This is a genomic window from Kaistia nematophila (assembly GCF_026343855.1).
GTDB classification, from domain to species: domain Bacteria; phylum Pseudomonadota; class Alphaproteobacteria; order Rhizobiales; family Kaistiaceae; genus Kaistia; species Kaistia nematophila.
The window spans coordinates 478,522-490,644 of sequence record NZ_JAPKNK010000001.1; the positions used below are offsets into that span (position 1 = coordinate 478,522).

Here is a 12,123-nt window from a genome sequence, read left to right on the forward strand (position 1 = left end):
ATTTCGGGGGCGCCGGGCGCCCCATTCTCTTCGGAAGGCGGCGGGCAGGCCGGCGCCGGGGGCGGCCAAGATCGTCCAGAATCGCGGTGCTGAACAGGCCCCGTGTCGAAGCGCCCCGACTTCTCCCCGCCGACGCCTCGCGCCATCCTGCTCAAGCCGATCCGCTCGGCTAGTCAAGAACGACAAATCGATCAAATCGATCAATGTGTCTCGCCGTGTTTTCGCGCCTTGCTTGCCGAAATCCGCTGACGATAATGATCGAGACATCAGGAAAAGTGATCAATATGATCAAAAGGCAGCGCGAAAACCGGATCCTCGAGATCCTTGCCCAGGCGGGCGAGGAGGTCTCCGTGCTGGAGATCGCGCAGCGCATCGGCCGCGTTTCCAGCGTCACGATCCGGCGCGACATCGTCCGGCTGGCTGGGGAGGGCCGGGTCGAGCGCACGCATGGCGGCGCGCTGCTGCAGTCGGCCTCCGCCGAGGTCGCCGAGGCGCCGGCGCCGCGCGAAAACGCGCTGCAGGACGAAATCGAGGGCGTTGACGCCATCGTGCTGCCGCCGATCGGCGGGCGCGGCGCCGACACGCTGCGCATGCTGGCGAAGCGCCGGCATATCCCGTTCCTCGCCGAATCCTCGCCGCAGGAAGGCGGCGTGTATCTCGGCCCCGACAATTTCACCGCCGGCCGCGAGCTTGGCCGCGCCGCCGGCCGCATGATGGCTGGGGCGATTGCCGAGGCACGGCTTCTGCTCGTCTCGCTCGAAACGCTGCCGAACACGCGCGCCCGCTGCGACGGCTTCATCAAGGGTTTTGGCGAGACGTTTTCTGGCGTCGTCCGGCCCTGGCGGGTGGACGGCCAGGGCAGCTTCCGAATCGCGCTGCGCGCCAGCCTCGATGCCTTCGCCGCCTATCCCGACATCAACGTGATCTTCGGCGTCAACGATCATTCGGTGCTGGCGGCGATCGAGGCGTCGGACCGCGCCGGCGTCGCCGATGTCAGCGCCTTCTCCGTCGGCGGCGAGGGTGGCGCGCTGTTCGATGCGCTGGCGTCTCGCGGCAAGCTCAAGGCGGCCTCGGCGCTGTTCCCGGAAATCGTCGGCATCCGCGCCGTCGAGACGCTGGCGAGTGCGCTGCATGGCGGCGCCATGCCGGAGGAGGTCCGCACGCCGCATGTCGTGGTCACGCCGGATACGCTCGACCGTTACTATCGCAAGGCGGGCGCCGGCTGGGGGCTGGCGCCGGAGGCGGAGGCCTCGATCCTCGGCGGCGCCGAGCGACCGGCCTTCGTCCGCTCGGTCGGGCCGCGCCGCGCCATCGGCTTCGTGCCGCATTATCCGGCGCATGACTGGTATCGCAACATGGCGCGCGCCATGCGCGAGCGGGCCGAGGCGCTCGGCTTCGAGCTTCGCATCGCCGCGCCGCAATCCGGCATCGCCCGCGAGATCGCCGCGATCCGCCGGCTGATCGCGCGGAGCGCCGCCCGCCTCGTGCAGGCCGGCGACACCATCCTGATCAATGGCGGCATCCTCTCGGCGCTCCTCGCCGACGAACTGATGAGCCGCACCGGCATCACCATCGTCACCAACGCCGTCGACGTGATGGAGCGGCTCTCCGGCCGCCCGGGCCTGAAGGTCATCATGACCAGCGGCGAATACCAGCCGAAGGATCGCTGCCTCGTCGGCCCCAGCCTCGGCGCCCTGTTCGAGACCATGCGGGTCGACCGCGCCTTCCTGTCGGTCGACGGCATCTCGCCGCATTTCGGCGCCTCGGCGACGGACGAGCGGCTGGCGCTGGCGGCGAAGCGCTTCGTCGACGCCTCGCGCGAGGTCGTCGTCATGGCCGACCATTCGCTGGTCGGCGTCGAGGCCAGCCACCGCATCGTGGTGCTCGGCGCGATCGACGACCTGATCACGGATTCCGCCTCGCTGCCGGCGGATCGGCTCGCCTTTGCCTCGATGGGCACGCGCATCACGCTTGCCGACGAGGAGCCGGAGGAGATGGCGGCGCCCCGCACCGGGAGGCCGGTGGCGGACAGACGGAAGGCCTGAGCGGCCGGACGGACTGCAGATGCGACTTTGAAGAACACCTGGGAGGGACTACCATGAAGAAACTGCTTCTCGCCGCGACCATGCTCGCGGGACTGACGCCTGTCGCGTTCGCGCAGGACACCATCACGCTGAAGTTCTGGGACAACCAGCAGACCGAATCCGGCCTGAGCCAGTACCAGCAGGAGGCGGTCAAGCGCTTCGAGGCCGAGAATCCCGGCATCAAGGTCGAAGTCACGACCATCCCCTATCCGGAGTTCCAGCAGCGCCTGCTGACCGCCGTGCAGGGCGGCAATGCGCCCGACGTCTCGACGGTCGACCAGATCTGGCAGGGCGCCTTCGCCGAGGCCGGCGCGATCGCCGATCTCGACGAGCAGGCCAAGGCCGCCGGCCTGACCAAGGACGGATTCTTCAAGGGCGCCTGGGATTCGGCCAACTACAACGGCAAGCTCTACGGCGTGCCGTTCAACGTCGACGTCTGGCAGTTCTCGTTCCTGAACAACGCGCTGTTCAAGGAAGCCGGCATCGACCCGGCCTCGATCACCACCTTTGACGGCCTCAAGGCGGCGGCCGAGAAGCTGACCGACCCGGCCAAGGGCAAGTACGGCGTCGGCCTGTTCGGCCACAAGGGCGAAGACACCGTCGTCGTCATGAACTCGTTCATCTTCTCGAATGGCGGCAAGGTGCTGGACGCGGACGGCAAGTGCGCGCTCGACAGCAAGGAATCGGTCGAGGCGCTCGCCTATCTGCAGTCGCTGGTGCCGTTCGCGCCGAAGGGCATCCTGAACGCGTCCTCGGGCGACATGCGCGAACTGTTCCTGAACGGCTCGCTCGGCGTCGAGTTCTGGCCGGCGCTGGAGCAGCCGACCCTGCAGAAGTCGAAGATCGACTGGGGCTTCGAGAACGGCACGGCGCCGGCGGGCAAGACCGCGGTCGGCACCTATGGCGGCTGGAACCTCGTCGTCTACAAGTCGTCGCCGCATCAGGAAGCCGCCTGGAAGTTCATCCAGTTCCTGACGCGCGAGGACGTCAATGGCGCGGTCGTCGACCTGATCCCGGCCAACGTCAAGGCGGCCAAGACCTTCCTCGACGCCAACCGCAAGGGCGCCGACAAGATCATGACGCATCTCGGCAACGCCCAGCCGCGTCCGCTCTCGGCCCGCTATCTCGAGGTCTCCGACATCGAGGTGACCCTGGCGCAGGACGTCTATTCCGGCGCCGATCCGGCCGAAGCCGCCAAGAAGGCCTGCGCCGCGATCAACGGCCTGAACTGATCCGCTGTGCCTCACCCTCTCCCGCTTGCGGGAGAGGGTTGGGTGAGGGTCTTGCCTGCCTTCCTGCCGCCAGGCCGGCGGAGCAGGCCGTCTCACCCTCGCCCCGGCCCTCTCCCGCAAGCGGGAAAGGGAGAAGGCCGCCGCCGACGTTCCAGTCCCGCCGGCACACTCAAGAAAAAACCGGAAATGAATCTTCCATGATGAAACGCGATCGCTGGCTCACCTGGATCTTCGTGACGCCGGCCGTCCTGCTGGTCGCGGTGCTGATGTACTACCCGATGATCGGCACGGTCATCGAGAGCCTCTACTCGACCTCCTTCATCAACCCGACGCCGAAATTCGTCGGCCTCGCCGTCTACAGCAAGATCTTCGGCAGCGCCGATTTCGGCCAGATCGTCCGGAATTCGCTCGTCTGGACCGTCGCCGTCGTCGTGCTGCAGAACGGCTTCGGCTTTCTCTGCGCGCTGCTCCTGAACCAGAAGCTGCCGGGCCAGGGGCTGATGCGCTCGCTGATCCTGCTGCCCTGGGTGTTGCCCGGCGTCGTCGCCGCCATCCTGTGGCGCTTCATGTACGACCCGCAGCTCGGCCTTATCAATTCGTTCCTGATTTCCGCCGGCTTCGGCGACCAGGGCCTCGCCTGGCTTGCCGACTCGTCGACCGCCATGGCCGCCGCCGTCATCGCCGCCGTCTGGAAGGGCTTTCCGTTCTCGACCGTCGTCTTCCTGGCGGCGCTGCAGAATGTCGAGGCCGAGCAGATCGAGGCGGCGAAGATGGACGGCGCCAGCGCGACGCGCCGGCTCTGGCACGTCGTGCTGCCGTCGATGCGCGAGGTGATTGCCATCAACTTCATCCTCACCACCATCCTGACCTTCAATTATTTCGACATGATCTGGGTACTGACCCGCGGCGGGCCGCAGAATTCGACGCATATCTTCCCGACCAAGATCTACGAGCTCGGCTTCGGCCAGTTCCGCTTCGGCGAGGCGGCCGGCTATGGCGTCGTCTCGATCGTCGTGCTGGCGCTGCTGATCACGCTCTACTTCATCACCCAGCGCGGTGGCCGGAGGGTCCAGGCATGACCCCCTCGCGTTCCTCCCGCCTGCTGCTCCTGCTGCTGCAGCTCTGCCTCTGCGTCGTCATCCTGCTGCCCTTCTTCTGGATGGTGTCGGTGTCGCTGAAGCCGGCGGCCGAACCCTTCGCGATCCCCGCCCGGCTCTGGCCGGAAAACCCGACCTTCGAGAACTACCTGACCGCGTTCCGGCCGGAGTTCCGCACCTACTTCCTGAATTCGGTCGTCGTCTCGCTGTCGACGGTAGTGATCACGGTGACGCTGGCGCTCTTCGCCGCCTATTCGTTCACGCGGACGCAGATGCGGCTGTTGTCGCTGCTGATGGTACTCGTCATCGTGGCGCAGATGTTCCCGGCCAGCGCCATCATCATCCCGATCTACAAGATGATGAAGGCGGCCGACCTCCTGAACACCTACACATCGCTGATCCTCGCCTATGTGACCGTGACGCTGCCGGTGGCGATCTGGATGCTGCGCGGCTTCCTCGCCCGGCTGCCGGTGGCGCTGGAGGAGGCGGCGGCGATCGACGGCGCCGGTCCGTTCCGGATCTTCTTCCTGATCATCCTGCCGCTTTGCAAGCCGGGCATCGTCGCCACCGCCGTGTTCGTGCTGATCGTCACCTGGCAGGAGTTCCTGTTCGCGCTCTCCTTCACCTCGACCAAGGACATGCGCACGCTGCCCGTCGGCATGAACGACTTCATCGGCCAGTACGGCATCCGCTACGGCGAGCTGATGGCGAGCTCCGTGCTGATCTCGGTGCCGGTCATCGCCATCTTCTTCCTCCTGCAGCGCCAGTTCGTGGCCGGCCTCACCGCCGGCGCCGTGAAAGGCTGATCCGATGTCAGACCCGCTCGTTCTTCGCGACGACCTCGAACCCGGCATCGTCCGGCTCACCTTCAACCGACCCGACAAGCTGAACGCGCTGTCGACGCCGCTGATGCGCGAATTCGAGGCGCATCTCGACGGCCTCGCCGCCGATCCCGCCGTGCGCGTGGTCATCCTCGCCGGCGCGGGTGAGAAGGCCTTCGTCGCCGGCGCCGACATCGCCGAATATCGCGGCAACCGGCGGGCCGAGTTCATCGCCTATCAGCTCGAAAGCCGGCGCATCTTCGACAAGCTCGAGGCATTGCCCAAGCCGACCATCGCGGCGATCCGCGGCTACGCGCTCGGCGGCGGCTTCGAGATCGCGCTCTGCTGCGACGTCATCCTCTGCGCGGCGAGCGCGCGCCTCGGCCTGCCGGAGGGGCTGCTCGGCCTGTCGCCCGGCGGCGGCGGCACGCAGCGCCTGACCCGCGCCGTCGGCCGGATCGTCGCTTCCGACATGATGTTCGCCGCCCGCCGCATCACCGGCGAACGTGCGTTCCAGCTCGGTCTCGCGGCCGAATGCGTCGCCGACGAGGCGCTGGCCGAGACGGTGCTCGGCCGTGCCCGCGCCATGCTGAAGGTCGCGCCGCTGGCGCAGGCCGAGATGAAGCGGCTGATCCGGCAGGGGCCCGACGCGGCGCTGCCGGTGGCGCAGGGCTTCGAGCAGGAAGTGCTGTTCCGCCTCTACGGCACGGCAGACGGCCAGGAGGGCATTGACGCCTTCCTCGACAAACGAGATCCGGTCTTCAAGGGAATATGACGATGCGTGGAAGCGAACTCTCCGGACGGGTTGCCGTCGTCACCGGCGCGGCCATGGGCATCGGCCGCGCCTCCGCCGAGGCCCTCGCGCGGGAAGGGGCCGCCGTGGTGGTGGCCGACATCGACGAGGAGGCGGGCGCCGCCACGGCGGCGGGCCTGCGCGGCACTGGCGCCGAGGCGATCTTCGTGCGCACCGACGTCTCTGATATGGCCGACATGCAGGCGATGGCGGCGGCGGCGGTGAAGGCCTTCGGCGGCATCGACATCCTCGTCAACAACGCGGCGCGGGCGATCGGCGGCGTCGTCGACGAGATCGACGAGGACAGCTGGAACACCGTCATCACCACCAACCTTTCCAGCGTCTGGCGCGGCATGCGCGTCTGCGTGCCCGAGATGCGCAAGCGCGGCAAGGGCGCCGTCGTCAACATGTCGTCGGTGCAATCGCTCGCCGGCTTCAAGGGCTGGGCGGCCTATGCGGCGGCGAAGGGCGGCATCAACGCGCTGACCCAGCAGGCGGCGATCGACCTCGCCCCGCACGGCATCCGCGTCAACGCGGTGGCGCCCGGCACGATCATGACGCCGCTCAACGAGAAGATCTTCGCCACCCATCCCGATCCGCAGGGGCTGATCGCCAGCTGGAACAACGCCCATCCGCTCGGCCGCTTTGGAGAAGCGCCGGAAGTTGGCGAAGCGGTCTTGTTCCTGGCCAGCGATCGGGCTTCCTTCATTACGGGAGAAATCCTGCGCGTCGATGGAGGCCTCGTCGTTCGCGGCGAGTGACGCGCGGCAATCATCACGGGAAGGAAGCGGAATGAACCCAAGCGATTTCCATACGATCGAGGCCAAGGGCGTTCGTGCGACGCTCGATCTCCGGGGCGGCCATGTCCGCGTCTTCGCGACCGAGCAGGACGGCCGGACGATCGAGCCGCTGCACACGGCTCCCTGGGTCGACGACAAGGCGATCTACGAGGACGAAAGCCTCGACGCCAATCTCCGCTTCCTTTCCGGCGACTTCTTCTGCGCGCCGTTCTCCGCCAGCGATGTCGAGCCGGCGCCGCCGCATGGCTGGCCGGGCAATTCGCGCTGGACGCTGCTCGGCGTCGAGGCGCATCCCGAGGGGGGCCAGGTCGCGCGCTACGAGCTCGACAAGCGTGTGCTGGGCGCGCGGCTGATCAAGGAATTCACCGTTCGCGACGGCCATCCTTTCCTCTATCAGAGCCACGTCTTCATCGGCGGCGAGGGCGCGATTCCCGTCGCCAATCACGGCATGACCCGCTTCGACGGCGGCGGCCGGCTGTCCTTCTCGCCCAAGCTCTTCGCCACCACGCCGGCGACCGCGATCGAGCCCGATCCGGCCAAGGGCCGCTCGCTGCTCGCCTATCCCGCGCGCTTCACCGACCTCGCCAAGGCGCCGCGCGCCGATGGCGGCACGGCGGACCTGACCGTCTATCCGTTCGGCTCGAAGCACGAGGATTTCCTGTCGCTGATCGAGGATCCGAACAATCCGCTCGGCTGGGCCGCCGCCATCCGCCCGGACAAGCGCGATATCTTTCTGACGCTGAAGAACCCGGCCGACTATCCGATCACCATGATGTGGTTCTCGAATGGCGGCCGCGACTATGCGCCGTGGAACGGTCGCCATGTCGGCGTGCTCGGCCTCGAGGAAGGCCGCACCTATGCCGGCCATGGCCACAAGGCGTCGATCAGCCCCAATCCGTGGACGGAAGAGGGCATCCCGACGGCGCTGACGCTCGACCCGGCCGGCGAGGTGGAGGTCCGCAACGTCATCGGCGGCGTGGCGCTGCCCGCCGGCTGGAGCCGGGTCGCCTCGGTCGTGGCGGGGGCAGCCGAACTGGTGCTGACCGACGATGCCGGCGGCAAGGCGACGGTGCCCTATGACGCCCAATTCCTGGCGCGGGGCGCCTGATGTCGGCGGCAGCCATCCAGCACGCCTTCTCGACCGGCGGGGCGACAGTCCTGCCGGCCGACCGCGCCAGCGTGCTGTTCGACGGGATCTTTTCCAGCCCCCGCCTGCAGCATCCCGAAGGGATCGCGGTCGGGCCGGATGGCTGGATCTGGGTCGGCAGCGAGAACGGCCAGATCCTGCGCATCGCGCCGGACGGGTCCGCCATCGAAGAGGTCGCCTCGACGGGCGGCTTCCTGCTCGGCCTCGCCTTTGACGGCGACCGGGCCCTGTTCGCCTGCGATTCCCGGCATAGCGCGGTGTTCCGTCTGGATCTCGCCGACCGTTCGCTGAAGCGATTTACGGCGCCCGGCATCCAGGTTCCGAACTATGCCGTGGTCGATCGGGCGCGGGGCCGGCTCTATGTTTCGGACACGCGCGCGCCGAGCGATCCGGGGCCGTCGATCTGGTCCTATGATCTCGACAGCGGCGTGGGCGCCGTCTGGCATGGCGGGCCGTTCGACCATGCCAACGGCATGGCGCTCTCGCCCGAGGGCGACGCGCTGTTCCTGTGCGAGACGTTCGCGCGCCGCGTCACCCGCATCGTCATCAAGGCGGAGGGGTCCGCCGGCGCCGCGACGACTTTCTCGGACGATCTGCCCGGCCTTCCGGACGGTCTCGCCTTCGACGATTTCGGCGCGCTGTTCGTCAGCTGCTACGAGCCGTCGCGCGTGCTGCGCGTCGCGCCGGGCGGTGGCGGCGCCGAGATCTATGTCGAGGACGCGACCGCGCATGTCCTCGCCCACCCGACCAATATCGCCTTCGACGGGGCGCGGATGTTCACGGCCAATCTCGGCCGCTGGCACGTCACGAAGATCGAAACGGACACGTCCGGCACGCCGCTCTGGCGCCGCTCGGCGATCGCGACCGACTAACCCTGGCCGTCCGCCGGGCGGGCGGCCAAACGACGAGTGTGAGGAACCGACCATGACCGCCGCCAAGGCTCTGCAGGACGTCACCGTCCTGGATCTCAGCCATCTCCTGCAGGGCCCCTTCGCCACCCAGTTGCTCGCCGACATGGGCGCGAACGTCATCAAGGTGGAGCGGCCGGGGCAGGGCGACCTGTTCCGCACGCTCACCTTCAACAATCGCTGGGTCGGCGGCACGGAAAGCCCGAACTTCCTCGCCTGGAACCGCAACAAGCGGTCGCTGGCGCTGGACCTGAAGGCGCCGGAAGCGAAGGAGATCCTCTACAAGATCGCCGAGACGGCCGATGTCGTGGTGCAGAATTTCCGCCCCGGCGTGCTGGAGCGGCTCGGCTTCGGCTATGCCGATTTCGCCAAGGTCAATCCGCGCATCATCTATTGCTCGGGCTCCGGCTATGGCGACAGCGGCCCGTATCTCGCGCGTCCCGGCCAGGACATGCTGATCCAGGGGCTGACCGGCATCGCGGCGGCGACCGGCCGTGGCGACGGGCCGCCGGTCCCCGTCGGCTCCGGCTTCTCCGACCAGGTCGGCGCCATGAACATGGTCTATGGCATTCTTTCCGCGCTCTACTGGCGCGAGCGCTCCGGCGAGGGGCAGGAGATCAAGGTCGACCTGCTGTCGGCGATGCTGGCGCATCAGGGCCAGGAAATGCTGATGGCGATGAACTTCCAGCAGGACTTCGTACGCCCGAAATCCGGCATCGGCCATCCCGGCATGGATGCGCCCTTCGGCGTCTATCCGACCCTGGACGGCTGGGTGACGGTGGCGATGAGCCCGTTCAAGCGCTTCGTCGGCGTGCTCGGCGACGACAGTCTGCTCGTCTACGACAACCCGAAGGACCTGTTCGACAAGCGCGACGAGATCTGGGGCAAGCTCGCGGCGCTGACCAAGGGCTGGACGACAGCGGAGCTGATGCAGGCGCTGCTCGCCGTCGACATCTGGTGCGGCGAGGTGAAGACGCATCTGCAGGCCGAGCAGGACCCGCAGGTCAAGCATATCGGCGCGATCGCGAGCTACGAGCACCCGACCGCCGGCACGGTCAAGGTGGTGGCGCCGGCGGTGAAGATGTCGAAGACGCCGGCCGAAATCGAGCGCCCGGCGCCGCGCATCGGCGAGCACTCGCGCGAGATTCTCGGCGAGTTCGGATTTGATACGGCGACGGTCGATGGCTGGGTCGCGAAGGGTTCGGTCGCCGAGGCGAAATAGGGGGCGGTCAGGGGACCGTTCTCACCTCTCCCAGCGGGAGAGGTCGACGGCCGCAGGCCGGCGGGTGAGGGGATGCGATCTCTCCGGCCAAGCCTGAACCCCTCACCCGGAGCTTCGCTCCGACCTCTCCCTCATGGGAGAGGTGAGGCTGTGGTTTTCAGCCCCATCGCCGAGCCAAACAAAAAAGGGCCCCCGCTCAGAACCTGAGCGGGGCCTTTCTGTCTGGGCGATCTTACTTCAGCGCGCCGGCGGTAAGGCCGCTGACGATCTTGCGCTGCAGCAGCATGAAGATCACCACGATCGGCGTCACGTAGATCACGGCATAGGTCATGATGCCGTTCCAGTCCGTCGTGTTCGGGCCCATGAAGTTCATCAGGCCGACGGTGGCGGTCTGCAGCTCTTCCTGCGAGATCATCGTGCGCGAATAGACATACTCGCCGAAGGACTGCAGGAAGATCAGCACCGAGGTGACGAGGATGCCGTTGCGGGCGAGCGGCACGATGATGCGGAAGAAGGCGGTGATGCGCGATGCGCCGTCGACGCGGGCGGCTTCCTCGAGCTCCTTCGGGATCTGCATGAACGAGGTGCGGCAGAGCACGATGTAGAGCGGCAGCACCTTGGCAGTCTGGGCCAGCACGACCGCGAAGCGCGGCGTCGCGATCAGGCCGATCTGGTTGAACAGCACGAAGATCGGCGTCGCCATCAGCGACGGCGGCAGCACCTGCATCATCAGGATGAGGAACAGGACGATGTCCATCCAGACATTGCGGACGCGGGCGAGCGCATAGGCGCAGCCCGTGCCGAAGAAGGCGGCCAGCGCCGTGGTTCCCGTCGCGATCAGCAGCGAGTTCCACAGATAGGTGTCCATCTTCTTCTCGACGAACACCTTGGCGAAGTTGAACTGCGGGTCGCTCGGCCAGAAGCTGGGCGGGAAGGTGAAGGTCTCCGACGACGGCTTGAAGGCGGTCAGGTACATCCAGTAGAGCGGGAACAGGTAGATCGCCAGGAAGCAGAGCGCGATGGCGAGGAGGACGTAGCGTTTCATGGGTCTCTCTCCTCAGGCCTGATGCTCTTGGCGCGTCGAGCGCACATACAGGAAGGCGACGACGATGACGAAGCCGAGCATCAGCACCGAGACGGCGCTGCCGGTGGCGATGTCGTAGTTCTGGAACGAAAGCTGCCACGACCAGTACTGCGCCACGTTCGACGAATTGGCCGGGCCGCCCTGGGTCAGCGAGGCGAACAAATCGAATTGCTGCAGCGTGAAGATGATGCCGAGCGACAGCACGGCGCCGATGGTCGAGCGCATCATCGGCAGCGTCATGTAGAAGAACCGCTTCCATGCGCCCGCGCCGTCGAGCGCCGCCGCCTCATACATGTCCTTCGGGATGCCGGCGAGGCCGACCGAGAGCAGGATCATGTTGAACGGAATGCCGAGCCAGATGTTGGCGAGGACGACCGAATAGAGCGACAGCGCCGGGGTCGACAGCCAGAAGATCTTTTCGTTGATCAGGCCCGACGACATAAGGAGGTAGTTCAGCACGCCGAAATCGCCGGCGAAGATCCACTTCCACACCGCGCCGGCGACGAGCGCCGGGATGATCCAGGCAGCGAGGAAAAGGCCGCGCAGATAGGTCGCGCCGATGAAATCCTGCTGGAAGAACAGCGCCAGGCCGAAGCCGATGGCGAGCTGGAAGATGATGCAGAGACCCACGAAGACCGCGGTGTTCCACATGATCGGCCAGAAATCGGGATTGGAGAACAGCGTGTGGTAGTTGGCGAGGCCGACAAAGGGGCGGATCAGCGAGGCGAGACTGAACATGTCCACCTCCTGGAACGACATCGCGATGTTGTAGACCAGCGGGAAGGCCGAGAAGACCAGCAGATAGGCCAGCGCCAGAAGGGCCAGCACGCCGTCGAAGCCTCGACCGTCGCGAACGCTGCGCAAAAGAGCTGACATCGGCTTGCTCCCAAAAGGACGAACTATGGTGAAACGCGGGGGGAGCACCGGCCTCCGCA

The 12,123-nt window shown here is 66.9% G+C and carries 11 protein-coding genes; 9 read left to right on the plus strand and 2 right to left on the minus strand.

What is annotated here, in order from left to right; all coding sequences use genetic code 11:
• Positions 1-284: 284 nt before the first annotated feature.
• The 9 genes from OSH07_RS02250 to OSH07_RS02290 all read left to right on the plus strand — a co-directional run bounded on the left by OSH07_RS02250 (position 285) and on the right by OSH07_RS02290 (position 10,104).
• Positions 285-2,045 carry a substrate-binding domain-containing protein gene (locus OSH07_RS02250; RefSeq protein WP_266336970.1) on the plus strand — a complete coding sequence of 587 codons (1,761 nt, stop codon included), beginning with the start codon at positions 285-287 and terminating at the stop codon, positions 2,043-2,045.
• A gap of 53 nt (positions 2,046-2,098) precedes the next feature.
• Complete coding sequence (locus OSH07_RS02255) at positions 2,099-3,316, plus strand: ABC transporter substrate-binding protein (protein ID WP_266336971.1); 1,218 nt, start codon at positions 2,099-2,101, stop codon at positions 3,314-3,316.
• Between the two features lie 197 nt (positions 3,317-3,513).
• On the plus strand, positions 3,514-4,395 hold the full coding sequence (locus OSH07_RS02260) for a carbohydrate ABC transporter permease (RefSeq protein WP_266336972.1): 882 nt from the start codon (positions 3,514-3,516) through the stop codon (positions 4,393-4,395).
• On the plus strand, positions 4,392-5,219 hold the full coding sequence (locus OSH07_RS02265) for a carbohydrate ABC transporter permease (RefSeq protein WP_266336973.1): 828 nt from the start codon (positions 4,392-4,394) through the stop codon (positions 5,217-5,219). Before OSH07_RS02260 ends, OSH07_RS02265 begins: the two co-directional genes overlap by 4 nt.
• A gap of 4 nt (positions 5,220-5,223) precedes the next feature.
• Positions 5,224-6,009, plus strand: coding sequence for an enoyl-CoA hydratase/isomerase family protein (locus tag OSH07_RS02270; protein ID WP_266336974.1), 786 nt, complete (start codon positions 5,224-5,226; stop codon positions 6,007-6,009).
• 2 nt (positions 6,010-6,011) lie between these two features.
• A complete protein-coding gene (locus OSH07_RS02275) occupies positions 6,012-6,788 on the plus strand; it encodes an SDR family NAD(P)-dependent oxidoreductase (RefSeq protein WP_266336975.1) in 777 nt (258 codons plus the stop codon).
• 31 nt (positions 6,789-6,819) lie between these two features.
• A complete protein-coding gene (locus OSH07_RS02280; RefSeq protein WP_266336976.1) occupies positions 6,820-7,935 on the plus strand; it encodes a hypothetical protein in 1,116 nt (371 codons plus the stop codon).
• Entirely contained in the window at positions 7,935-8,846 is a 912-nt protein-coding gene (locus OSH07_RS02285) for an SMP-30/gluconolactonase/LRE family protein (protein ID WP_266336977.1), read from the plus strand. The genes OSH07_RS02280 and OSH07_RS02285 overlap by 1 nt, the downstream gene beginning before the upstream one ends.
• A 52-nt stretch (positions 8,847-8,898) precedes the next feature.
• Positions 8,899-10,104: a CaiB/BaiF CoA transferase family protein gene (locus OSH07_RS02290; protein WP_266336978.1), complete on the plus strand. Its 1,206-nt coding sequence runs from the start codon at positions 8,899-8,901 to the stop codon at positions 10,102-10,104.
• A gap of 232 nt (positions 10,105-10,336) precedes the next feature.
• Here OSH07_RS02290 and OSH07_RS02295 read toward each other — a convergent pair whose 3' ends face one another.
• Positions 10,337-11,149 (minus strand): carbohydrate ABC transporter permease, encoded by an 813-nt coding sequence (locus OSH07_RS02295; RefSeq protein ID WP_266336979.1) that lies wholly within the window; start codon positions 11,147-11,149, stop codon positions 10,337-10,339.
• A 12-nt stretch (positions 11,150-11,161) separates the two neighbouring features.
• Positions 11,162-12,064 (minus strand): carbohydrate ABC transporter permease, encoded by a 903-nt coding sequence (locus tag OSH07_RS02300; protein ID WP_266336980.1) that lies wholly within the window; start codon positions 12,062-12,064, stop codon positions 11,162-11,164.
• Positions 12,065-12,123 lie beyond the last annotated feature (59 nt).

Coding starts and splice junctions, on each gene's coding strand:
- OSH07_RS02260 (WP_266336972.1), top strand. CDS start 3,514: ATGATGAAACGCGATCGCTGGCTCACCTGGATCTTCGTGACGCCGGCC.
- OSH07_RS02280 (WP_266336976.1), top strand. CDS start 6,820: ATGAACCCAAGCGATTTCCATACGATCGAGGCCAAGGGCGTTCGTGCG.
- OSH07_RS02250 (WP_266336970.1), top strand. CDS start 285: ATGATCAAAAGGCAGCGCGAAAACCGGATCCTCGAGATCCTTGCCCAG.
- OSH07_RS02255 (WP_266336971.1), top strand. CDS start 2,099: ATGAAGAAACTGCTTCTCGCCGCGACCATGCTCGCGGGACTGACGCCT.
- OSH07_RS02290 (WP_266336978.1), top strand. CDS start 8,899: ATGACCGCCGCCAAGGCTCTGCAGGACGTCACCGTCCTGGATCTCAGC.
- OSH07_RS02300 (WP_266336980.1), bottom strand. CDS start 12,064: ATGTCAGCTCTTTTGCGCAGCGTTCGCGACGGTCGAGGCTTCGACGGC.
- OSH07_RS02270 (WP_266336974.1), top strand. CDS start 5,224: ATGTCAGACCCGCTCGTTCTTCGCGACGACCTCGAACCCGGCATCGTC.
- OSH07_RS02275 (WP_266336975.1), top strand. CDS start 6,012: ATGCGTGGAAGCGAACTCTCCGGACGGGTTGCCGTCGTCACCGGCGCG.
- OSH07_RS02295 (WP_266336979.1), bottom strand. CDS start 11,149: ATGAAACGCTACGTCCTCCTCGCCATCGCGCTCTGCTTCCTGGCGATC.
- OSH07_RS02265 (WP_266336973.1), top strand. CDS start 4,392: ATGACCCCCTCGCGTTCCTCCCGCCTGCTGCTCCTGCTGCTGCAGCTC.
- OSH07_RS02285 (WP_266336977.1), top strand. CDS start 7,935: ATGTCGGCGGCAGCCATCCAGCACGCCTTCTCGACCGGCGGGGCGACA.